Source organism: Streptomyces sp. NPDC002825, assembly GCF_040295385.1.
GTDB lineage: Bacteria > Actinomycetota > Actinomycetes > Streptomycetales > Streptomycetaceae > Streptomyces.
Genome location: NZ_JBEOVH010000007.1, coordinates 261,824 through 284,206 on the forward strand (window position 1 = coordinate 261,824; position 22,383 = coordinate 284,206).

Genomic DNA, 22,383 nt, shown 5'->3' on the forward strand with positions numbered 1-22,383 from the left:
GGCGCGCGCCGGGGCCGGTCGGGTGAACGGCCCTCCGTGGCCTGTTGGTCCATACGCCGCGCCCGCGCTGCACACGCCTCGCCGCCCCGGTTACGTGGTCCCCGCGAACCACTCCGCGTTCGTTGACCACGAAAGGAAACGAGGTGTTCGGCATGGCGAGATCGGCGTACCGGCTGGCCGCGGTGTCCGCGGCCGCAGGCGCGTTGCTGGCGGGGGGACTCACGGGGGCCCAGGCGACGGAGGGGCGGGCCGCCGAGCCCGAGGGGCGGTACATGGTCGTCCTGAAGGACTCGGAACGCGGCCGGCTCGACGAGATCGTGCGGATGCACGGACGGGACCACGGGGTGCGGGCGGGCTTCCGGTACAGCCATGCGCTGGTCGGGTACTCGGCGGTGGTGCCGGAGTCCCAGGTGGCCGCACTGCGGGCGGACCCGAACGTGAAGACGGTGGCTCCTGACCGGCCCGTGCACGCCACCCAGCAGGTGCTGCCGACCGGGGTGGACCGGATCCAGGCCGATGCGAGCAGCGCGCTCGCCGGGAACGGGTCGGGTTCCGTCGACACGGCCGTGGCGATCCTCGACACCGGGATCGACACCGGGCACCGCGATCTCAACGTGGCCGGCGGGATCAACTGCATGGACCCCTCGCGGCCCAACGTCTACCGGGACTTCAACGGCCACGGCACCCATGTGGCCGGTACGGTCGCCGCCCGGGACAACGGCGACGACGTCGTCGGGGTCGTGCCGGGTGCCCGGCTGTATGCGGTGAGGGTGCTCGGCGCGAGCGGCGGCGGGTTCACCTCCACCATCGTCTGCGGGCTCGACTGGGTGGCGCAGAACGCCGCCGGGCTCGGCATCAAGGTCGCGAACATGAGCCTCGGCGGCGACGGCGCCGACGACGGCAACTGCGGCAACACCAACCAGGACCCCGAGCACCAGGCGGTCTGCCGCGTGGTGGATGCCGGCGTCACCCTGGTGGTCGCGGCCGGCAACAGCACCGACGACCTGGCGAACCACACTCCCGCCGCCTACGACGAGGTCCTCGCCGTGACCGCCGTGGCCGACTTCAACGGACAGCCCGGCGGTGGCGCCGCCGCGAGCTGCCGGACGAGCAACCAGGACGACACCGCGGCGAACTTCTCCAGCTTCGCCGTCAGCGCCGCGGACGCCGCCCACACCATCGCCGGTCCGGGGGTGTGCATCCGGTCCACCCGCAACCACGGCGCCACGGTCGTCTTCTCCGGCACCTCCATGGCCTCGCCGCACGTGGCCGGCACGGCCGCGCTGTGCCTCACCGGGCCGTGCGCCGGCATGACCCCCGTCCAGGTGAGGGCCAAGCTCCGCGCCGACGCGGAGTCCCAGCCCGCCTCGTACGGCTTCGCCGGCGACCCGAACTCGCCCGTCACCGGCCGCTACTACGGGCACCTCGTCCACGCCGGCGGCTACTGAGCACACCGCACCCGCTGACGGCGCCCCCGAGAGCCGTCAGCGGGTGTGCCGGGCCCGCTGGAGTTCCCGGGTGATGGCCCAGGCGTCCGCCACCGGGCCGAGGTGTCCGAGCTTGTCGGGGTTGAGGACCGTACGGATCGTCTGGATCCGGTCGTCCAGGACGTCGAGGACGAAGACCTGGAGGATCCTGCCGTCCCGGTCGCGGAAGAGCGCGCCCGGCTGGCCGTTGACCTCGTGCGGCTCGCAGGTGACGTCGAGTTCGAGGAGCGTGGGCAGGACCGCGCCCAGGAGCCGTGCCACCTTCTCCGCGCCCACGATGGTCCTGGCGAAGTTCGGGGCCTTGCCGCCGCCGTCGCCGACGAGCTGGACGTCGGCGGCCAGGAGGTCCTGGAGCCCGCCGACGTCGCCGTCCTTGAGCGCGTCGAAGAAGCGGGTGGCCAGTTCCCGGCGCTCCTGGCGGTCGGCCGCGAACCGGGGGCGTCCGTCGTGCATGTGCCGCCTGGCCCGTACGAGCAGCTGCCGGCAGGCGGCCTCCGAGCGGCCCACGGCCTCGGCGATGTCCTGGAAGTCGAAGGCGAAGACCTCCCGCAGGAGGAAGACGGCCCGCTCCAGGGGGCTGAGCCGTTCGAGGAGCAGGAGGGCCGCCATCGAGACCGAGTCGGCCAGCTCCACCGCGCGCGCCGGGTCCTCGTACGGATCGCTGAGCAGCGGCTCGGGGAACCACGGGCCGACGTACTCCTCGCGCCGGACCCGCGCGGAGCGCAGGACGTCGATCGACAGACGGGTGACCGTGGCCGACAGGAAGGCCTTGGCCGAGGCCGGCCGGGTCGAGGAGCCGTCGAAGCGCAGCCAGGCCTCCTGGACGGCGTCCTCGGCCTCGCTGACGCTGCCGAGGATCCGGTAGGCGATCGAGAACAGCAGCGGGCGCAGCTCCTCGAACTCCTCCACCTTGCTCATGCTCATGACGGCTTCCTCTCCCCGTACCGATACCGCCCCATGATCGGCCGGAAGGCCGGTGTCCGTCAGTGGAACTGGCCGGGCACGTAGTCGCCGGCCGGCTGCCGGGTGATCGCGTTCAGCCGGTTCGCCAGGTTCATGAAGGCGATGTGCATGACGAGGGCCGTGAGCTGCTCCTCGTCGTAGTGGAGGGCCGCGCGCGCCCAGACCTCGTCGCTGACGCCGCCGGCCCCGTCGGCGACCCGGGTGCCCTCCTCGGCCAGTTCGAGCGCGGCGCGCTCGGCCTCGGTGTACACGGTGGCCTCGCGCCAGGCCGCCACCAGGTTGAGCCGCACCGCCGTCTCACCGGCGTGGGCGGCGTCCTTGGTGTGCATGTCGATGCAGGCCGCGCAGCCGTTGATCTGGCTCACCCGCAGCGCCACCAGCTCCTGGGTCGCGGCCGGGACCGTCGACTCCTTGACGGCCCTGCCCGCCGCCATGAGGTGCTTGAAGGCCTTGCCGGCGGTCGGGCTGGCGAAGAGGTTCAGTCGGGCGTCCATGGGGTGCTCCTCGGTGTGCGTCGGGCCGGTTACACCCCCTGAGACGAGACAGCCCCGGCCCCTGTGACACCGCCGGATGTGACCTGCGTCTCCCTCGGGCCGCGCGTCCCGTCCGCCCTCGCGGTACGGGAGAATGGGCGCATGAGTCTGTTCCGCGACGACGGCATCGTGCTGCGCACCCAGAAGCTGGGCGAAGCGGACCGCATCATCACGATCCTCACGCGCGGTCACGGCCGGGTACGCGCCGTCGCGCGGGGCGTGCGCCGGACGAAGTCGAAGTTCGGGGCGCGCCTCGAACCCTTCTCGCACGTGGACGTGCAGTTCTTCGCCCGGGGGAGTGAGCTGGTCGGACGCGGGCTGCCGCTCTGCACGCAGAGCGAGACCATCGCCGCGTACGGCGGCGGGATCGTCACCGACTACGCCCGGTACACCGCCGGCACCGCCATGCTGGAGACGGCGGAACGGTTCACCGACCACGAGGGCGAGCCCGCCGTGCAGCAGTACCTGCTGCTCGTCGGCGGGCTGCGGACGCTCGCCCGCGGCGAGCACGCCCCGCACCTCATCCTCGACGCCTTCCTCCTCCGCTCCCTCGCCGTGAACGGCTACGCGCCCAGCTTCGAGGACTGCGCGAAGTGCGGACTCCACGGGCCGAACCGCTTCTTCTCGGTCGCGGCGGGCGGCGTCATATGCGGCGACTGCCGGGTGCCCGGAAGCGTCGTCCCCTCCGCGGAGGCCATCGGCCTGCTCAGCGCGCTGCTCACCGGCGACTGGGCGACGGCGGACGCGTGCGAGCCGCGGCACGTCAGGGAGGGCAGCGGACTCGTGTCCGCCTATCTGCACTGGCACCTGGAGCGCGGTCTGCGTTCGCTGCGGTACGTCGAGAAGGGCTGACGGACGGCGTCCTCGTCTACGCTGCTCGACGGACACGAGGAACCGACGGTGTCACGCGCGGGCGACCGTGCGCAGGGGGGAGTGCGGGCGATGGAGAACGGCGCGGACCTGCCGCGGCGGATCGGTGTCTACGACGTCGAGCGGGAGCTCGGCGCGGGCGGCATGGGGACGGTCTACCTCGCCCGGTCGCCGGGCGGCCGCGCCGTCGCGGTCAAGGTGGCCCGCCCCGAGCTCGCGGCCGATCCGCACTTCCGCCGGCGGTTCCGCGCGGAGGTCGAGGCCGCCCGCCGGGTCGGCGGATTCCACACGGCCCCCGTCGTGGACGCCGACCCCGAGGCGAAGGTGCCGTGGCTGGCCACCGCGTACATCGCCGGGCCCACCCTCGCCGAGCTGGTCGAGCGCGAAGGGCCCATGGACGAGGGGAAGTTGCGGGCTCTCGGGGCGGCGCTGGCCGAGGCGCTCCAGGCCGTCCACGCCTGCGGGCTCGTCCACCGGGACCTGAAGCCGGGCAACATCATCATGGCCGAGGACGGCCCACGCGTCCTCGACTTCGGCATCGCGCGGGCCGTGGAGTCCACCCGGCTCACCGCCACCGGCGCGGCCTTCGGCACCCCCGGATACCTGGCGCCCGAGCAGGCGCAGGGCGAGGAGGTCGGCGGTGCCGCCGACGTGTTCGCGCTCGGGGCGGTGCTCGTCGCTGCGGCCGGGGGCCGGGCGTTCGGAACCGGGACGCCGATGGGGCTGATGTACCGGTCGGTGCACGAGCCGGCGGACCTGTCCGCGGTGCCGGGGGAGCTGCGCCCGCTGGTCGATGCCTGCCTGTCGAAGGACCCGACCGCCCGGCCGACGCCCGAGGCGCTCCTGACGGCGCTGAAGCCGACGCCGGACCCGCGCGCGTCCGCCGTAGTGGACACGAGCCCGGCCGCGGTGCCGGACCCGCGGCTGGGGCCGAGCCCGGCCGCCGTATCGGCGCAGGGCGCTGACTCCGTACCGGACCCGCGCCTGGCCCCCGTACCGGACCCGGACCTGGCCGTGGACCCCGAACCGGACCCGGACCCGGCCCCGGAGCCCCTGCCCGACCCCGACACCCGCGTGCTCACCGCCCCCGACCCCGCGCGGTCCGTCCCCGCCGGGGCCGGGGTCCCGCGCAAGGCCCGTCCGATCACCCGCGTGATCGTCGCCGTCGCCGTCGTGGGCTCGCTCGGGGGTGGTCTCCTCGCCCTCACGCAGTTGGGGGACGAGGACGACAAGGGCGCCGGACCTTCCGTCACCGCTTCCAGCCCTTCGAACCCTTCCACCGCCCCGGAATCCCCGCAGGCCTCCTCCCAGCCGGCCACCCCCACCGCCCCCCGGACCGGCGCCGCTCCCAAGGACCGGGTCACCGTCGCCCTGACGGGGACCGCGGAGGGCGGCAAGAGCTGGGTCTCGGTGAAGGGCCAGGGCGGCGTCCTGCTGTACGACGGACTGCTGGACGTCGGCGAGACCAAGACCTTCACGGACGAGGACCAGATCTCGCTGGTCCTCGGAGACGCCCACGCCGTCCAGCTCGTCGTCAACGGCAAGCAGGTGCCGAACGACTTCCAGCCCGGCCAGGTCGAACGTCTGACCTACGGCAGGGGCGACTAGACGAAGAGCGGGCCTCCCGCCGTGGGAAACTCGACTACGCGTGAAGTACGGCACCACCTCTTAGGAGATTCATCGCCATGGCCATCGCACGACTCCTCGGGCGCCAGCGTCGGGAGTACAGCACCCCCGAGCCGCACCCGTCCGGTGCACGCCCGCCGAAGCTCCAGACCGAGCTGGTCCCGGAGCACGTCGCGATCGTCATGGACGGCAACGGCCGCTGGGCCAAGGAGCGCGGACTGCCGCGCACCGAGGGGCACAAGGTCGGCGCCGAGCAGGTGCTCGACGTGCTGCAGGGCGCGATCGAGATGGGCGTCGGGGCGATCTCGCTGTACGCCTTCTCCACCGAGAACTGGAAGCGCTCCCCCGAGGAGGTCCGCTTCCTCATGAACTTCAACCGCGACTTCATCCGCAAGACCCGCGACCAGCTCGACGCGCTCGGCATCCGGGTCCGCTGGGTCGGCCGCATGCCGAAGCTGTGGAAGTCCGTGGCCAAGGAGCTCCAGGTCGCCCAGGAGCAGACCAAGGACAACACCAAGCTCACGCTGTACTTCTGCATGAACTACGGCGGTCGCGCCGAGCTCACGGACGCGGCGCAGGCGCTCGCCGAGGACGTGAAGGCCGGAAAGCTCGACCCGTCGAAGATCACCGAGAAGACCATCCAGAAGTACCTGTACTACCCGGACATGCCGGACGTGGACCTGTTCCTGCGGCCCAGCGGCGAGCAGCGCACCTCCAACTACCTGATCTGGCAGAGCGCGTACGCCGAGATGGTCTTCCAGGACGTGCTGTGGCCCGACTTCGACCGCCGCGACCTGTGGCGGGCGTGCGTCGAGTACGCCCAGCGCGACCGCCGCTTCGGCGGCGTCGACCCGGCGGACCTGGCCGTCCTCGACAAGGCGTGACGGGGCCGGCGGGCACGTCGGCCCCGGGCCTCACCCGCATGTGACGCGTACGAAGGGCCCGCACCGAATCCGTTCGGTGCGGGCCCTTCGTCTGTCAGGTCACTTCCCGGCGCACTCCGCGCACGTGCCGAAGATCTCGACCGTGTGCGCCACGTTCACGAAGCCGTGCTCCGACGCGATCGTCTCGGCCCACTGCTCCACCATCGGGCCCTCCACCTCCACGGCCTTGCCGCAGACGCGGCAGACGAGGTGGTGGTGGTGGTCGCCGGTCGAGCAGCGGCGGTAGACCGTCTCGCCGTCGCTGGTGCGCAGCGCGTCGACCTCGCCCGCGTCCGCGAGGGACTGGAGCGTGCGGTAGACGGTGGTGAGGCCGACGGAGTCGCCGCGGTGCTTGAGCATGTCGTGCAGCTCCTGGGCGCTGCGGAACTCGTCCACCTCGTTCAGTGCCGCCGACACGGCGGCCCGCTGCTTGGTCGAGCGGCCGCGTACGGGGGGTCCTGCCGTCGCCACGGGGGCCTCCTTGGATGCTTGTCTGCCCCCGCCATTCTGCCAGCCCCCCGTACCCCCGGGATCAGTCGCGGATCAGACCTTCACGTCGTCCGTCGGCCGCCGGGTGGCCGGAACCTGCGCGTCGCAGTCCCTCGTGGCCTCTTCGGCGGCCCGCGCCCGCCGCTTGGCGAGCGGGGTGGCGAGCAGGGTCAGGGCGATGAAGATCCCGATCGCGTACAGGACGATCGTCGCGCCGGGCGGCACGTCCTGGTAGTACGAGGTGACCGTGCCCGCCAGGGTGACGGTGACGCCGGTCGCCACCGCGAGGACGAAGGTCGCGCGGAAGGACTTCGACAGCTGCTGGGCCGCCGCGACCGGCACCACCATGAGGGCGCTGACGAGCAGCAGGCCGACGACCCGCATGGCGACCGTGACGGTCACCGCGGCCGTCACCGCGATCAGCAGGTTCAGGGCGCGGACGGGGAGGCCGGTGACGCGGGCGAACTCCTCGTCCTGGCTGACCGCGAAGAGCTGCTTGCGCAGGCCGACCGTGACCAGGACCACGAAGGCGGCGAGGAGGCTGATCGACGTGACGTCCTCGCTGGAGACGGTGGACAGCGAGCCGAAGAGGTACGAGCTGAGGTTCGCGTTGGAGCCGGTCTTCGAGAGGCTGGTCAGCATGACGCCGCCCGCCATGCCGCCGTAGAAGAGCAGCGCCAGCGCGAGGTCGCCGCGGGTCTTCCCGTACGCCCGGATCAGCTCCATCGCGATCGAGCCCGCGACGGCGACGAGGGTCGCCATCCAGATCGGGCTGGAGTTCAGCAGGAAGCCGAGGCCGACGCCGGTCATGGCGACGTGTCCGATGCCGTCGCCCATGAGGGCCTGGCGGCGCTGGACGAGGTAGATGCCGACGGCGGGGGCGGTGATGCCGACGAGGACGGCGGCCAGGAGCGACCGCTGCATGAAGGCGTCGTTGAGGAAGTCCATGGTCAGGTCAGCAGTCCCGTGCGGAGCGGCTCGCCGGCCGCATGCGGATGTACGTGGTCGTGGCCGGGCAGCGCGTGCTGGCCGAGGGCCTCGGGCGGCGGGCCGTCGTGGACGACGCAGCCGTCGCGCAGGACGACCGCGCGGTCGATGAGCGGCTCCAGGGGACCCAGCTCGTGCAGGACGAGGAGGACGGAGGTGCCCTCGGCGACCTGCTCGCGCAGGGTCGCGGCGAGGATCTCCTGGCTGGCGAGGTCCACGCCGGCCATCGGCTCGTCCATGATCAGCAGTTCGGGCCGGGAGGCGAGCGCGCGGGCGATCAGGACGCGCTGGTGCTGGCCGCCGGAGAGCGCGGAGACGGAGTCCTTGGCGCGGTCGGTGAGGCCGACGAGCTCGATGGCCCGCTCGACGGCCGCCTTGTCGTCCTTGGTGGTCCAGCCGAACCTGCGGCGGGCGAGCCGGCCCGAGGAGACGACCTCGCGGATGGTGGCGGGGACGCCGGAGGCGGCGGTGGTGCGCTGCGGCACGTAGCCCACGCGGGCCCAGTCGCGGAAACGCTTCCGCTCGGTGCCGAACAGCTCGATCGTGCCGCCGGTCAGCGGGACCTGGCCGATGATCGCGCGGACGGCGGTGGACTTGCCGGAGCCGTTGGCGCCGAGCAGGGCGACGACCTCACCGCGCTCGACGGTGAGGTCGACACCCCGGAGGACGGGGCGGGCGCCGAGGGCCGCCGTGGCTCCGCGGACGGAAATGACGGGCTCGTCGCTCACGAGTGCCTCCTGCTGTGCTGTGGTCACTTGGCGCCGAGGGCGTTCTTCAGCGCGGCGAGGTTCGACTGCATGACCTCGACGTAGTCATCGCCCTTGGACTTGTCCGTGATTCCCTCCAGCGGGTCCAGGACGTCGGTCCTGAGGCCGGTGTCCTGCGCGAGGGTCTTCGCGGTCTTGTCGCTCGCGAGGGTCTCGAAGAAGACGGTGGAGACCTTGTCCTTCGCCGCGATCTCCTGGAGCTCCTTGATGCGGGCGGGGCTCGGGTCGGACTCGGGGTCCATGCCCGCGATGCCCTCCTGCTCCAGGCCGTAGCGCTCGGCGAGGTAGCCGAAGGCGGAGTGGGTGGTGATGAAGGTCTTCGTGGCGGTGTTCTTCAGGCCCGTCTCGAACTCGGTGTTCAGGTCGCCGAGCTTCTTCACCAGGGCGTCGGTGTTCTTCTCGTAGTCGGCGGCGTGGGCCGGGTCCGCCTTCTCCAGGGCGCTGCCGACGCCCTTGGCGACCTCCGCGTACTTCACGGGGTCGAGCCAGATGTGGGGGTCGGCGCCGGCCTCGTCCTCGTGGTGGGCCTCTTCGCCCTCGTGGTCGTGGCCGACCTCGGTGCCGTGCTCCTCGAGCTTGGTGAGGGTGGCGGCGTCGACGGTGTTCTGCACGCCGGCCTGGGCGATGGCGTCGTCGACGGCGGGCTGGATGCCCTTGAGGTAGAGGATGACGTCGGCCTCGCCGAGCTCGCCGATCTGCTTCGGCTTGAGCTCCAGGTCGTGGGGTTCGACGCCGGGCTTGGTGAGCGTGTTGACGGCGACGTGGCCGCCGCCTATCTGCTCGGCCAGGTACTGCATGGGGTAGAAGGACGCCACCACGTCCAGCTTGCCGCCGCTTCCCTTGTCCGCGGCGTCGGAGGTCCCGGAGCAGGCGGAGAGGGAGACGACGCCGAGCGCGACGGCTCCGGCGAGGGCGGTGCTGGGTATCAGGCGGCGTACGTTCATGACACTCATTTTCAACAAAATTGGAAACGGTTGTCAATTGCCTTACCTGTGTCCCCCGCCACCCGAGGTCTCGCCGGCCCTCGTTGCCGAACCGATTTGATACGGGGGGCAGGCACGCCGGTAACCTGAGGCATTCGCACTTCGTCGTCGTAATGAAGAGAGCACCGTGGCCGCCGACAAGATCGACACCATCGTCAGCCTGAGCAAGCGCCGTGGCTTCGTCTACCCGTGCAGCGAGATCTACGGCGGCCAGCGTGCCGCCTGGGACTACGGACCGCTGGGTGTCGAGCTGAAGGAGAACCTGAAGCGCCAGTGGTGGCGTTACATGGTCACCGCGCGCGAGGACGTCGTCGGTATCGACTCGTCCGTCATCCTGGCCACCGAGGTGTGGGAGGCGTCCGGTCACGTCGCGACCTTCACCGACCCGCTGACCGAGTGCACCTCCTGCCACAAGCGCTTCCGCGCCGACCACCTGGAGGAGGCGTACGAGGAGAAGCACGGCCGTCTCCCCGAGAGCCTCACCGAGCTCAACTGCCCCAACTGCGGCAACAAGGGCACCTTCACCGAGCCCAAGCAGTTCTCCGGCCTGCTCTCCACGCACCTCGGCCCGACCCAGGACACCGGCTCCGTCGCGTACCTGCGTCCCGAGACCGCCCAGGGCATCTTCACCAACTTCGCCCAGGTGCAGACCACCTCGCGCAAGAAGCCCCCGTTCGGCATCGCGCAGATGGGCAAGTCCTTCCGGAACGAGATCACTCCGGGCAACTTCATCTTCCGCACGCGCGAGTTCGAGCAGATGGAGATGGAGTTCTTCGTCAAGCCGGGCGAGGACGAGCAGTGGCAGGAGTACTGGATGGAGCAGCGCTGGAACTGGTACACCGGCCTGGGTCTCCGTGAGGAGAACATGCGCTGGTACGAGCACCCGCAGGAGAAGCTCTCCCACTACTCGAAGCGCACCGCCGACATCGAGTACCGCTTCTCCTTCGGCGGCAGCGAGTGGGGCGAGCTCGAGGGCGTCGCCAACCGCACCGACTACGACCTGAGCGCCCACGCCAAGGCCTCCGGCGCCAACCTCTCCTTCCTGGAGCAGGAGACGGGCGAGCGCTACACGCCGTACGTCATCGAGCCCGCCGCCGGTGTCGGCCGCGCGATGCTCGCCTTCCTGCTCGACGCGTACATCGAGGACGAGGCCCCGAACGCCAAGGGCGTCATGGAGAAGCGCACCGTGCTGCGCCTCGACCACCGCCTGGCCCCGGTCAAGGTCGCGGTCCTCCCGCTCTCCCGCAACGCGCAGCTCTCCCCGAAGGCCAAGGGCCTCGCGGCGGACCTGCGCCAGAACTGGAACATCGAGTTCGACGACGCCGGCGCCATCGGTCGCCGCTACCGCCGTCAGGACGAGATCGGCACGCCGTACTGCATCACCGTCGACTTCGACACCCTCGAGGACAACGCGGTGACCGTGCGCGAGCGCGACACCATGAAGCAGGAGCGCGTCTCCCTCGACCAGATCCAGGGCTACCTGGCCAGCCGCCTCATCGGCTGCTGAATCTGATCGCAGGCACGGGAAAGCCCCCGGTTCCGTCTCCGGAACCGGGGGCTTTCCCGTGCCGTCAGGCGGCCGCGGCGGCCGCCGCCTCGGCCTCCGCCTGGCGGCGGGCCCCCTCCGCCGCGCGGCGCTTGCCGAACCAGGCCGTCCAGACGCCGAGGGCGCCGAGGACGCCGTAGATCATCACCGGGCTGAGCGCGACCATGGTCTTGGTCGGCAGGACGTACGCCAGGGCGATGCGGACCAGCGCCTCGGCCACGTACGCCACGCCCCACACGAGCGTCATCGTGCGCATGGTGGAGCGGAAGCCCTCGAACTGCCACATGCCGTTCCACCAGGTCGTGGACTCCGGCGTGCCGTCGGTCGCGAACTTGCGGCCGAAGTAGAACATCAGCGGGCGCGGGGCGAGCAGCGTCCCCAGGCAGAGCAGGCCGAACAGGCCCGTCACCGCGGAGTCCTTGACCAGCAGCGCGCGGGCGGTGTGCGCGCCGACCAGCGAGACCACGGCCGTGATCACCAGGAACACCAGGGTGACGACGGCGAACTCGTCGATCTTGCGACGCCAGGCCGCCATGATCGCCGTGTCGAGGACCGGCCAGGCGCTGCTCAGGAGCAGCGCGGAGAACTCGGACCAGCCGTGGTCCTCGGTGAGCGTGTTGTACGTGAGGATCGGCGCGACGACGTTGAGGCCGATCGTGAGGACCCATCCGATCGCGGACGCGCCGCCCGATCGGGGCGGCTTGGCGGGTGTGGACATGGTTCCCCCTGGGAGTTCTTACGGTCGTGGTGCGCGAGCAGGCTAGTCATGCACCGGACAGGGAAGGGGAAACTCCACGCCAAATGATCTTCAAAAGGGGCGTGCTGCTCAGACCTTGAGTGCGCGCTGCACCAGGGAGACGACCGCCGCGAACGCGGACTCGACCCCGGGGGCCGACCACTCGCCGGCGTGCGCCGGGTTGTGGAAGCGGTCCGTCGCGTCGAAGACCGCGCGGGCCGTGGTGGCGAAGTCCCGCTCCGGCGCCGCGAACAGGCCCTCGCGGTGACCGTCCTCCAGGATGCGGGCGATCTGCTCGACGAGGTGCTCCTCGTGCCGGTCGACCACCGCGCTGTTCTCGCCGATCAGCACCTGGAAGGTGGCCATCAGCTCCGGGTCGCCGCCCGCCTTCTTGCGCTTCAGCGAGAACAGGGCCGTCAGCCAGCCGGTCAGCCGCTCGTCCGCCGGCCCGCCGGCCTCGACGTGCGGCCGGAGTGCCACGATCGTCCGCTCCAGCCACCGCTCGGTGACGGCCTCGCGCAGCGCCGCCTTGGTGCGGAAGTGACGGTAGACGCTGCCGTGACTGACGCCGAGGACCCGGGCCACGTCGACGACGGTCGCCTTCCCGGGGCCGTAGCGCCGCAGCACCTCCTCGGTGGCTTCGAGGATGCGCTCTGCGGTCAGGGTCTCGGTGGCGGCCATGCGAATGACATTACCTGTCAGCGCTCGCTGTCCAGGTGGGCCATCTGGGCCGCCGGGTAGCGCTCGCCGGAGGCCGCGCCCGCCGGGACGGCCTCCTCGATCGCGGCCAGGTCGGCGGCGTCGAGGGTGACGTCCAGGGCGCCGAGCGCCTCGGCGAGGCGGTCGCGTCGGCGGGCGCCGATCAAGGGCACGATCTCGGTGCTGTGCCGGGGGCCTTGGGCCAGCACCCAGGCGATCGCCGTCTGGGCGACCGTGACGCCCTTGGTCTCGGCGACCGCGCGCAGCCGGTCCACCAGGTCCAGGTTCCGGCCGAGGTTCTCGCCCTGGAAGCGCGGGGACATCCCGCGGAAGTCGCCCGCGGGCAGCTCGCGGTCCCGGGTGAAGTGGCCGCTGATCAGGCCGCGCGAGAGGACTCCGTACGCGGTGACGCCGATGCCCAGCTCGCGGGCGGTCGGCAGGATCTTCTCCTCGATGCCGCGCGAGATCAGGCTGTACTCGATCTGGAGGTCCGCGATCGGGGCCACGGCCGCCGCCCGGCGTAGGGTGTCCGCGCCGACCTCGGAGAGACCGATGTGCTTCACGTGCCCGGCCTCGACCAGCTCGGCGATCGCGCCGACGGTCTCCTCGATCGGCACGTCGGGGTCGACGCGGGCGATCCGGTAGATGTCGATGTGATCGGTGCCGAGGCGCTGGAGCGAGTACGCCGCGAAGTTCTTCACGGCGTCCGGGCGGCCGTCGTAGCCGGTGAATCCGCCTTCGACCGTGCGCAGGGCGCCGAACTTCACGCTGGTCAGCGCCTGCTCGCGGGCGGCGGCGGGCGCCGTCCGCAGGGCCTCGTTGATGAGCAGCTCGTTGTGGCCCATCCCGTAGAAGTCGCCCGTGTCGAGCAGGGTGACGCCGGCGTCCAGGGCCGCGTGGATCGTCGCGATCGACTCGGCCCGGTCGCTCTCGCCGTACAGGGCGGACATGCCCATGCAGCCGAGGCCGAGCGCGGAGACGACGGGGCCGGTGGCACCGAGCCGACGCGCGGGGAGGGAGGTCTTCGGTGTGGTGGTCATAAAACGACTATGGCATGTGCGATGACAGATTTCAATATCTGTCACTCCATCCCTGGTTTTCGCCTACTTCACCGTGCGGGGGAGGCGCAGGCCGAGCAGCAGCGTCAGCGCCACCACACCCAGCTGGACCAGGAGCGTCGTCCGCAGCGCCCCGCCCATGTCCGCCGGCGAGGAGGCCAGCGAGAGGAAGAGCGAACCCAGCGTCGCCACGCCCAGCGTCAGCGCCGACTGCTGCGTGGTCACCATGACCCCGCTGCCCACGCCCGCCCGCTCCGACGGCACCTCGGAGAGCACCACCCGGAACAGCACCGGCAGCTGGAGCCCCTGACCGAGACCCGCCACCGCCATGCCCGGCACGAGGTCCCAGACGGAGAGCCCCTGCCAGTCCCGCGCCACCGACCAGACGATCGCGGCGATGCCGAGCCCCTGGAGCAGCGCCCCCACCGGGACCACCCGGGTGCCCCAGCGCCGCACCAGACGCGGCCCCGCGAGCGAGGCACCGAAGAAGGCCAGCGCCATCGGCACGAGCGCGAGGCCCGAGGCCACCGCGCCCATTTCCAGGCCCTGCTGGAGCGCCACCGCGATCACGAACATGAAGCCGCTGAAGCCCAGCGAGAGCGGCAGCACCACCGCGAGCCCCCGCCGCAGCGGAAGGAGGGCCAGCAGGCTCGGCGGGACCAGCGGCACGGCGCCCCGGCGGTCGGCCCGCCGCTCCACCCGCCAGAAGGCCACGGCCGCGAACGGGAACACCGCGAGCGACACCCAGGTCCACAGCGGCCAGCCCGCAGCCCGGCCCTCCGTCAGCGGCGCGAGCAGGGTGAGCAGCGCGAGCGCGAGGAGCAGCGTGCCCGGCACGTCCACCGGCGCGGGCCGGTCCGAGCGGGTCTCCGGCACGGTACGGACGGCGAGCACCAGGCCCGCCACCGCCACCGGCACGTTCACCAGGAACACCGCACGCCAGCCGGTGCCCGCGAGGTCGGCGGTCACGAGCACCCCGCCCAGGATCTGGCCGCCCGCCATCGCGAGACCGGCGGTCGCCCCGTACAGGCTCAGCGCCCTCGCCCGGCGCGCACCCTCGGTCGAGGAGTGGATGGTCGCGAGCACCTGCGGCAGCATCAGCGCCGCCGCCGCGCCCTGCGCCACGCGCGCCGCGACCAGCGTCCAGGCGTCCGGGGCGAGCCCGCAGGCGAGCGAGGTGAGACCGAAGGCGGCCATGCCGGCGAGGAAGAGCCGGCGGCGGCCGAAGAGGTCGCCGAGCCGCCCGCCGAGGACGAGCAGCACCGAGTACGCCAGGCCGTACCCGGCGACGACCAGCTCCAGGAGCGCCGGGCCCGCGGCCAGGTCCTGGTCGATGGACGGCAGGGCGACGTTGACGATGAAGAAGTCGATGAGGGGGAGCGCGGCCCCCAGCAGGACGGTGAACAGGCCGCGGGCGCCGAGCGCCGGGGCCTGCCGGCCGGCCGGTGCGGCGGTGCGGACGGAAAGGGAGGTCGTAGTCACGCAACCGAGCCTCCGCCTCCGCTCAGCCTGGTACCAGAGTGTCCTTATCCTGGTACAAGCACTACCTGGAAACCGGCTGACCGCCCCGGCACCCTGGAGGCATGACCGTCATGGCGATGACCGGACCCGGAGCTCTGCCCGCAGAGGACGCACGACGAGCTCTGCCAGCAGAGGACGTACGGCGAGCTCTGCCCGCAGAGGACGCACGACGAGCTCTGCCCGAGGAGGACGTCCGGCGCCACGAGCTCGCCGCCTTCCTGCGCAGCCGCCGCGAGCGCATCACCCCCGAGCAGGTCGGCCTGCCCCGGGGCCGGCGCCGCCGCACCCCGGGACTGCGCCGCGAGGAGGTCGCGCACCTCTCCGCCGTCGGCGTCACCTGGTACACCTGGCTCGAACAGGCCCGTGACATCCAGGTCTCCCCGCAGGTCCTGGACGCCCTCGCCGGGGCCCTGCTGCTCGACCCGACCGAGCGGAACCATCTCTTCGCGCTGGCCGGAGCCGTCGACCCGCACCCCGAGGCGACCTGCCCGGCCGTCACGCCCACCCTGCGGCGGCTCCTCGACCAGCTGGAGCCGGTGCCGGCCGCGATCCAGAACAGCCGGTACGACTTCCTCGCCCACAACCGCACCTTCGGGCAGCTCTTCTGCGACCTGGACGCGCTGCCCCGCGAGGACCGCAACTCCCTCTGGCTGGCCTTCACGAACGAGGACTTCCGGGCCTCGGTCACCGACCTGCCCGAGGTCATGCGCGCGCTCGCCGGGAAGCTCCGCGCCGCCATGGCCGAACACCTGGCCGAGCCCGCCTGGAAGGAGCTCGTACGGCGTCTGGAAGAGGCCTCGCCCGAGTTCCGGGAGCTGTGGGCGCGGCACGAGGTGGTCGCCCCCGGAGGCCGCGTGAAGGTCATCCGCAACGCGCGCGTGGGGCTGCTCAGCTTCGAGCACACCAACCTCTGGCTCGGCCCGAACGCCGGGACGCACCTCGTCACGTACGTCCCCGTGGACGACGCCACCCAGGCCGGCGTCGCCCGCCTCCTCGACCTGGTCGTCCGGGAACGGGAGGCCCGGGCGCCTCAGGGCGCCGGCGCCTTGGCCATCGCCTGAGGTCCGCCCTCCCTGCCGCCCTCCCGCTCCTCCTCCGGGGCCAGGCAGCGCGCCGTCCGCTCCGCCGTGCGCCGCGCCCACGGGCCGCTGGTGAGCGCGCCGACGGCCAGGACGGCGAGCCCGCAGCCCGTGATGATCCAGTAGCCGGGGCGGGCCGCCGCCACGAACGCGTCCGCCTGCGGGGTCGCGCCGAGTCCCGCCGCCAGGACCGCGCCGATCACGGCGACACCGAGCGTCTGCCCGACCTGGCGGCTCGTCGAGGCCACCGCCGCCGCCACCCCGGCCTGCGCGCGGGGCATCCCCGAGACGGCGGTGTTGGTGATCGGGGCGTTCACCAGGCCGAAGCCGATGCCGAAGACCACGTACCCCGTGAGGAGCAGCGGATCGCTCGTCTCGGCTTCGAAGGCCGCGAAGAGCAGCGGCCCCGCCGCCATCGCCGTCCCCGCGAGCAGCAGCGAGGGGCGAGGCCCGCGCGCGGCCGTGAGCCGCCCCGACAGCGGGGCGAAGACGAAGGTCATGCCGGCCATCGGCAGCATCCAGAGCCCGGCGGACAGCGGGGAGAGCCCGCGCACGTCCTGGAGGTAGAGCGTGTTCAGGAAGAGGAAGCCGCCGAGCGAGGCGAAGGCGCAGACCGCGATGACGGTGGCCCCGCTGAACGGCGCGCTCCGGAAGAACCGCAGGTCGATGAGGGGCTCGCGGCGGCGGGGCTCGTAGAACAGCAGCCCGGCGAGCGCGACGGCCGCGATCCCGGCGAAGAGCGGGTCGGTCTCGATGATCGCGTACGTGAGCGAGCCGAGGAGCGCCGTGACCAGGAGCTGCCCGATCGGGTCGGGGCGCCGGGGGCGGGGCGCGCGGGACTCGGGGACGTACCGCAGGGTCAGGAGCAGGGCGACGAGGGCGACCGGCAGGTTCACCCAGAAGATCGCCCGCCAGTCGACCGACTGGACGAGCACCCCGCCCACGAGGGGGCCGGCGGCCATGGAGACGCCGACGACCCCGCCCCAGACGCCGATGGCACGCGCGCGTGCGGCCGGTTCCGTGAAGGTGTTGGTGATGATCGACATGGCGACCGGGTTCAGCATCGAGCCGCCGACGGCCTGGACCGCCCGGAAGGCGATCAGGGCCTCCAGGTTCGGCGCGAGGGAGCAGAGCAGCGAGCCGAGGGCGAAGACGGTCAGGCCGGTGACGAAGACCTTGCGGCGGCCGATCCGGTCGGCTGTGGAGCCGGCGAGCATCAGCAGGGAGGCCAGGACCAGCGTGTAGGCGTCGATCACCCACTGCATGCCGGCGACGGTGGCGCCGAGATCGCGCCGCATGGCGGGCAGCGCGACGTTCAGCGCGGTGTTGTCCAGGCTGACGATGAGCAGGCTCATGCAGCAGATCGCGAGGACGACGAGACGGCGACCGCGTGTGAGCTCGGGCATGTGCGGATCGTATGGCTGTCTAAGAAACTCCGCAGTGCGGGACAATGGCCGAATGACCGCGTTCACCCCTCTCGCCATCGGGCCGCACATCGTGCAGCCGCCGGTGGTGCTCGCCCCGATGGCCGGCATCACCAACGCCCCCTTCCGTACCCTCTGCCGTGAGTACAGCGGCGGCAAGGGACTGTTCGTGAGCGAGATGATCACGACGCGCGCCCTGGTCGAGCGCAACGAGAAGACGATGCAGCTCATCCGCTTCGACGAGACCGAGAAGCCGCGCTCGATCCAGCTGTACGGCGTGGATCCGGTGACGGTCGGCAAGGCCGTGCGGATGATCGTCGACGAGGACCTCGCCGACCACATCGACCTGAACTTCGGCTGCCCGGTCCCCAAGGTGACCCGGAAGGGCGGCGGCTCGGCCCTGCCCTACAAGCGGCCGCTGCTGCGGGCGATCCTCCACGAGGCCGTGACCAACGCGGGCGACCTGCCGGTCACGATGAAGATGCGCAAGGGCATCGACGACGACCACATCACCTACCTCGACGCGGGCCGCATCGCGGTCGAGGAGGGCGTCACGGCGATCGCCCTGCACGGGCGGACGGCGGCCCAGCACTACGGCGGCACTGCCGACTGGGACGCGATCGCGCGGCTCAAGGAGCACGTGCCCGAGATCCCCGTGCTCGGCAACGGCGACATCTGGTCGGCGGACGACGCGCTGCGGATGATGCGGGAGACGGGCTGCGACGGCGTCGTCGTCGGCCGCGGCTGCCTGGGCCGCCCGTGGCTCTTCGGGGACCTGGTGGCGGGCTTCGAGGGCACCGGCCAGTACGCCCAGCCGGGTCTGCGGGAGGTCGCGGACGCGATGGTGCGGCACGCGCGGCTGCTCGGCGAGTGGCTCGGCGACGAGGCACGCGGTGTCATCGACTTCCGGAAGCACGTGGCCTGGTACCTGAAGGGCTTCGCGGTCGGCTCCGAGATGCGCAAGAAGCTCGCGATCACGTCTTCTCTGGACGAGCTGCGCGCTCAGTTGAGCGAGCTCGACCTGGACCAGCCGTGGCCCGTGGGTGCGGACGGCCCTCGGGGCCGTACGTCCGGAAACAACCGAGTTGTCCTGCCGGACGGCTGGTTGAAGGACCCCTACGACTGTGCCGGGGTGAGCGAGGACGCCGAGCTGGACACGTCCGGAGGCTGAGATTCAGCCCCTTCCGGAGGAGTGATCCTCGCCACCCTTGAGGAGGGTGGTGCTCAGATGAGCAGGTTACAAGTGGCTGCAAGGACTGAAGGGGTGGCACTCAGTGCCACCCTTTTTGCCTTCAAGAGTTGAACGCAAGTGCTCGTTTGGGCGCTCACGTGAGCGGCGAAGTGCTGGATTGGGTCAACTGGCCTTCGGGGCGTGAATCCGGAAGCTTCGCCTCGGTAACTTTCGAAGTGCTGGCGGACGGGTGGTTAAAACCGTGTGACCGGCAGGCGTACCTCCCCAGAAGCCTTCGATCTGGGTATGTTCCTCGCCGTCAGGGCAGCCAACCGAGTCATCGAGGAGTCGGGACCCGTGTCGGAAATTAATGATCAGAAGTTCGTCTACGACTTCACCGAGGGCAACAGGGACCTGAAGGACCTGCTCGGTGGCAAGGGCGCGAACCTCGCCGAGATGACCAACCTCGGCCTGCCGGTGCCTCCGGGCTTCACGATCACCACCGAGGCGTGCAAGGTCTACCTCGAGAGCGGCTCGGAGCCGGTCGAGCTCCGCGACGAGGTCACCGCGCACCTCGACGCCCTCGAGCAGCAGATGGGCAAGAAGCTCGGCCAGGCCGACAACCCGCTTCTCGTCTCGGTCCGCTCGGGCGCCAAGTTCTCCATGCCGGGCATGATGGACACCGTCCTCAACATCGGCCTCTCCGACGAGTCGGTGGCCGGCCTCGCCCGCCAGGCCGACAACGAGCGCTTCGCGTGGGACTCGTACCGCCGTCTGATCCAGATGTTCGGCAAGACCGTCCTCGGCGTCGACGGCGAGCTCTTCGAGGAGGCCCTCGACGAGGCCAAGGCCGCGAAGAAGGTCGCCAGCGACACCGACCTGGACGCCGCCGACCTCAAGAAGGTCGTCAAGCACTTCAAGAAGATCGTGAAGGCCCAGACCGGCCGCGACTTCCCGCAGGACCCGCGCGAGCAGATGGACCTCGCCATCGAGGCCGTCTTCAACTCCTGGAACACGGACCGCGCCAAGCTGTACCGCCGCCAGGAGCGCATCCCGGGCGACCTCGGCACCGCCGTCAACGTCTGCTCGATGGTCTTCGGCAACCTCGGCCCCGACTCCGGCACCGGCGTCGCCTTCACCCGCGACCCCGCCTCCGGCCACCAGGGCGTCTACGGCGACTACCTGCAGAACGCGCAGGGCGAGGACGTCGTCGCCGGCATCCGCAACACCGTGCCGCTGGCCGACCTCGAGTCGATCGACAAGAAGTCGTACGACCAGCTCATGCACATCATGGAGACCCTGGAGACCCACTACAAGGATCTCTGCGACATCGAGTTCACCATCGAGCGCGGCCAGCTCTGGATGCTCCAGACCCGCGTCGGCAAGCGCACCGCCGGTGCCGCCTTCCGCATCGCCACGCAGCTCGTGGACCAGGGCCTGATCGACGAGGCCGAGGCGCTCCAGCGCGTCACCGGCGCCCAGCTCGCCCAGCTGATGTTCCCCAAGTTCGACGAGAACGCCAAGGTCGAGCAGATCGGCCGCGGCATCGCCGCCTCCCCGGGCGCCGCCGTCGGCAAGGCCGTCTTCGACTCGTACACGGCCGTCAAGTGGTCCCGCTCCGGCGAGAAGGTCATCCTGATCCGCCGCGAGACCAACCCGGACGACCTGGACGGCATGATCGCCGCCGAGGGCATCCTCACCTCCCGCGGCGGCAAGACCTCGCACGCCGCCGTCGTCGCCCGCGGCATGGGCAAGACCTGTGTCTGCGGCGCCGAGGAGCTCGAGGTCGACACCAAGCGCCGCCGGATGACCACGGCCGACGGCCAGGTCGTCGAGGAGGGCGACGTCGTCTCCATCGACGGCTCCACCGGCAAGGTCTACCTCGGTGAGGTACCCGTCGTACCCTCCCCGGTCGTCGAGTACTTCGAGGGCCGCATGCACGCCGGCGCCGACGACGCCGACGAGCTCGTCGCCGCCGTGCACCGGATCATGGCCTACGCCGACCGCGTCCGCCGCCTGCGCGTCCGCGCCAACGCCGACAACGCCGAGGACGCCTCCCGCGCCCGCCGCTTCGGCGCCCAGGGCATCGGCCTGTGCCGCACCGAGCACATGTTCCTCGGCGAGCGCCGCCAGTACGTCGAGCGCCTCATCCTCGCCGACACGGACGCCGAGCGCGAGGAGTCGCTCAAGGCGCTCCTCCCGCTGCAGAAGCAGGACTTCATCGAGCTCTTCGAGGCCATGGACGGGCTGCCCGTCACGGTCCGGCTGCTCGACCCGCCGCTGCACGAGTTCCTGCCCGACATCACCGAGCTGTCGGTGCGCGTCGCCCTCGCCGAGTCCCGCAAGGAGCCGCACGAGAACGACCTGCGCCTGCTCCAGGCCGTGCACCGGCTGCACGAGCAGAACCCGATGCTGGGTCTGCGCGGCGTCCGCCTCGGCCTGGTCATCCCCGGCCTGTTCACCATGCAGGTCCGGGCGATCGCCGAGGCCGCGGCCCACCGCATCGACGCCAAGGGCGACCCGCGCGCCGAGATCATGATCCCGCTCGTCGGCACCGTCCAGGAGCTGGAGATCGTCCGCGAGGAGGCCGAGCAGGTCATCGCCGAGGTCCAGGCGCAGACCGGCGTCGAGCTGAAGCTCGCGCTCGGCACCATGATCGAGCTGCCGCGCGCCGCCGTGACCGCCGGTCAGATCGCCGAGGCCGCGGAGTTCTTCTCCTTCGGCACCAACGACCTGACGCAGACGGTCTGGGGCTTCTCCCGCGACGACGTGGAGGCCTCGTTCTTCACCGCGTACCTGGAGAAGGGCATCTTCGGCGTCAGCCCCTTCGAGACCATCGACAAGGACGGCGTCGGCGCGCTCGTGCGCAGCGCCGTCCAGGCCGGCCGCGCCACCCGCCCCGACATCAAGCTCGGCGTCTGCGGCGAGCACGGCGGCGACCCGGAGTCGGTGCACTTCTTCCACGAGGTCGGCCTCGACTACGTCTCCTGCTCGCCCTTCCGGATCCCGGTGGCGCGGCTGGAGGCGGGCCGCGCGGCGTCCGGTGCGAAGGGCAGCGACAGCCGCTGAGTCCTGCTGAACCGGGGGTCAGGAGCGGCGGTCGGGCCCTCCTGAACCCCGGTTCAGCAGCGGGACGCAGAGCCCCCGGGGCCGCCGTCGGTCACCTCTTGACCCTCACCGACGGGCGGCGGCTCCGGATTCACAAAGAGACGGGACGGACACCTTTTGTGCGGAGGTGTCCGTCCCGTTGTTTGTTCGTTTGTCTGTCGAGCTGATGTGAGCCAATGTTCAATTGCGGCCGATTGAATTATTGGGCATTGAACTTGTTTGATTCCTCAGCGCAAAGAACGGGGCGGGCGCGACCCCCGGATCCCCACCCGGAGGCCGCGCCCTTTACCGATGTCGGGCAGGTGAGCCGCAACCTCGCCGACCGCCGCCGGACGGGCAAAGCCCCCCACGGTCTTCACCACGTCACCTCGGTCCTGAAGGTTTCCTGCCCGACCCGTACAGCTTTTCGGTTC

The 22,383-nt window shown here is 71.3% G+C and carries 19 protein-coding genes; 8 read left to right on the forward strand and 11 right to left on the reverse strand.

Going from position 1 to position 22,383, the window contains the following annotated elements:
• The first annotated feature begins 152 nt into the window (after positions 1-152).
• Positions 153-1,448: a S8 family serine peptidase gene (locus ABT041_RS12740; RefSeq protein WP_351183144.1), complete on the forward strand. Its 1,296-nt coding sequence runs from the start codon at positions 153-155 to the stop codon at positions 1,446-1,448.
• Positions 1,449-1,484: 36 nt separating this feature from the next.
• Here the strand turns inward: ABT041_RS12740 and ABT041_RS12745 are convergent, their stop codons facing one another.
• Both ABT041_RS12745 and ABT041_RS12750 read right to left on the reverse strand, forming a co-directional pair.
• Positions 1,485-2,405: an RNA polymerase sigma-70 factor gene (locus ABT041_RS12745; RefSeq protein ID WP_351183284.1), complete on the reverse strand. Its 921-nt coding sequence runs from the start codon at positions 2,403-2,405 to the stop codon at positions 1,485-1,487.
• A gap of 65 nt (positions 2,406-2,470) precedes the next feature.
• Positions 2,471-2,944: a carboxymuconolactone decarboxylase family protein gene (locus ABT041_RS12750; RefSeq protein ID WP_351183146.1), complete on the reverse strand. Its 474-nt coding sequence runs from the start codon at positions 2,942-2,944 to the stop codon at positions 2,471-2,473.
• Between the two features lie 141 nt (positions 2,945-3,085).
• Here ABT041_RS12750 and recO point away from each other — a divergent pair, with 141 nt between their 5' ends.
• The 3 genes from recO to ABT041_RS12765 all read left to right on the forward strand — a co-directional run bounded on the left by recO (position 3,086) and on the right by ABT041_RS12765 (position 6,363).
• A complete protein-coding gene (gene recO / locus ABT041_RS12755) occupies positions 3,086-3,835 on the forward strand; it encodes a DNA repair protein RecO (protein WP_351183148.1) in 750 nt (249 codons plus the stop codon).
• A gap of 90 nt (positions 3,836-3,925) precedes the next feature.
• Positions 3,926-5,461: a RodZ domain-containing protein gene (locus ABT041_RS12760; RefSeq protein ID WP_351183150.1), complete on the forward strand. Its 1,536-nt coding sequence runs from the start codon at positions 3,926-3,928 to the stop codon at positions 5,459-5,461.
• Between the two features lie 77 nt (positions 5,462-5,538).
• Positions 5,539-6,363: an isoprenyl transferase gene (locus ABT041_RS12765; protein WP_351183152.1), complete on the forward strand. Its 825-nt coding sequence runs from the start codon at positions 5,539-5,541 to the stop codon at positions 6,361-6,363.
• Between the two features lie 99 nt (positions 6,364-6,462).
• Here ABT041_RS12765 and ABT041_RS12770 read toward each other — a convergent pair whose 3' ends face one another.
• From ABT041_RS12770 to ABT041_RS12785, 4 genes are all read right to left on the reverse strand, one after another.
• Positions 6,463-6,873, reverse strand: a complete 411-nt coding sequence (locus tag ABT041_RS12770) for a Fur family transcriptional regulator (RefSeq protein ID WP_041129147.1) — start codon at positions 6,871-6,873, stop codon at positions 6,463-6,465.
• 72 nt (positions 6,874-6,945) lie between these two features.
• Positions 6,946-7,839, reverse strand: a complete 894-nt coding sequence (locus ABT041_RS12775) for a metal ABC transporter permease (protein WP_351183154.1) — start codon at positions 7,837-7,839, stop codon at positions 6,946-6,948.
• A 2-nt stretch (positions 7,840-7,841) separates the two neighbouring features.
• Positions 7,842-8,606 (reverse strand): metal ABC transporter ATP-binding protein, encoded by a 765-nt coding sequence (locus tag ABT041_RS12780; RefSeq protein WP_351183156.1) that lies wholly within the window; start codon positions 8,604-8,606, stop codon positions 7,842-7,844.
• Between the two features lie 23 nt (positions 8,607-8,629).
• Entirely contained in the window at positions 8,630-9,589 is a 960-nt protein-coding gene (locus ABT041_RS12785) for a metal ABC transporter substrate-binding protein (protein WP_351183158.1), read from the reverse strand.
• Positions 9,590-9,755: 166 nt separating this feature from the next.
• On the opposite strand from ABT041_RS12785, the gene ABT041_RS12790 reads away from it, so the two are divergent.
• Entirely contained in the window at positions 9,756-11,135 is a 1,380-nt protein-coding gene (locus ABT041_RS12790; RefSeq protein WP_351183159.1) for a glycine--tRNA ligase, read from the forward strand.
• A gap of 64 nt (positions 11,136-11,199) precedes the next feature.
• Here the strand turns inward: ABT041_RS12790 and ABT041_RS12795 are convergent, their stop codons facing one another.
• The 4 genes from ABT041_RS12795 to ABT041_RS12810 all read right to left on the reverse strand — a co-directional run bounded on the left by ABT041_RS12795 (position 11,200) and on the right by ABT041_RS12810 (position 15,149).
• A complete protein-coding gene (locus ABT041_RS12795; RefSeq protein ID WP_351183161.1) occupies positions 11,200-11,892 on the reverse strand; it encodes a VC0807 family protein in 693 nt (230 codons plus the stop codon).
• Between the two features lie 108 nt (positions 11,893-12,000).
• A complete protein-coding gene (locus ABT041_RS12800) occupies positions 12,001-12,591 on the reverse strand; it encodes a TetR/AcrR family transcriptional regulator (RefSeq protein WP_351183163.1) in 591 nt (196 codons plus the stop codon).
• Positions 12,592-12,608: 17 nt separating this feature from the next.
• Positions 12,609-13,649 (reverse strand): aldo/keto reductase, encoded by a 1,041-nt coding sequence (locus tag ABT041_RS12805; protein ID WP_351183165.1) that lies wholly within the window; start codon positions 13,647-13,649, stop codon positions 12,609-12,611.
• 63 nt (positions 13,650-13,712) lie between these two features.
• Positions 13,713-15,149 carry an MFS transporter gene (locus tag ABT041_RS12810; protein ID WP_351183167.1) on the reverse strand — a complete coding sequence of 479 codons (1,437 nt, stop codon included), beginning with the start codon at positions 15,147-15,149 and terminating at the stop codon, positions 13,713-13,715.
• A 101-nt stretch (positions 15,150-15,250) separates the two neighbouring features.
• Here ABT041_RS12810 and ABT041_RS12815 point away from each other — a divergent pair, with 101 nt between their 5' ends.
• Complete coding sequence (locus tag ABT041_RS12815) at positions 15,251-16,249, forward strand: MmyB family transcriptional regulator (protein ID WP_351183169.1); 999 nt, start codon at positions 15,251-15,253, stop codon at positions 16,247-16,249.
• Here ABT041_RS12815 and ABT041_RS12820 read toward each other — a convergent pair.
• The gene (locus tag ABT041_RS12820) at positions 16,219-17,673 is read right to left on the reverse strand and encodes an MFS transporter (protein WP_351183171.1); all 1,455 of its coding nucleotides are present in this window, start codon (positions 17,671-17,673) and stop codon (positions 16,219-16,221) included. The two genes, ABT041_RS12815 and ABT041_RS12820, sit on opposite strands and share 31 nt — an antisense overlap.
• A 52-nt stretch (positions 17,674-17,725) precedes the next feature.
• Between ABT041_RS12820 and dusB the strand changes: the two genes are divergently transcribed.
• Both dusB and ppdK read left to right on the forward strand, forming a co-directional pair.
• The gene (dusB, locus tag ABT041_RS12825; protein WP_351183173.1) at positions 17,726-18,862 is read left to right on the forward strand and encodes a tRNA dihydrouridine synthase DusB; all 1,137 of its coding nucleotides are present in this window, start codon (positions 17,726-17,728) and stop codon (positions 18,860-18,862) included.
• Positions 18,863-19,219: 357 nt separating this feature from the next.
• Positions 19,220-21,931, forward strand: coding sequence for a pyruvate, phosphate dikinase (gene ppdK / locus ABT041_RS12830; protein ID WP_351183286.1), 2,712 nt, complete (start codon positions 19,220-19,222; stop codon positions 21,929-21,931).
• Positions 21,932-22,383: the final 452 nt, after the last annotated feature.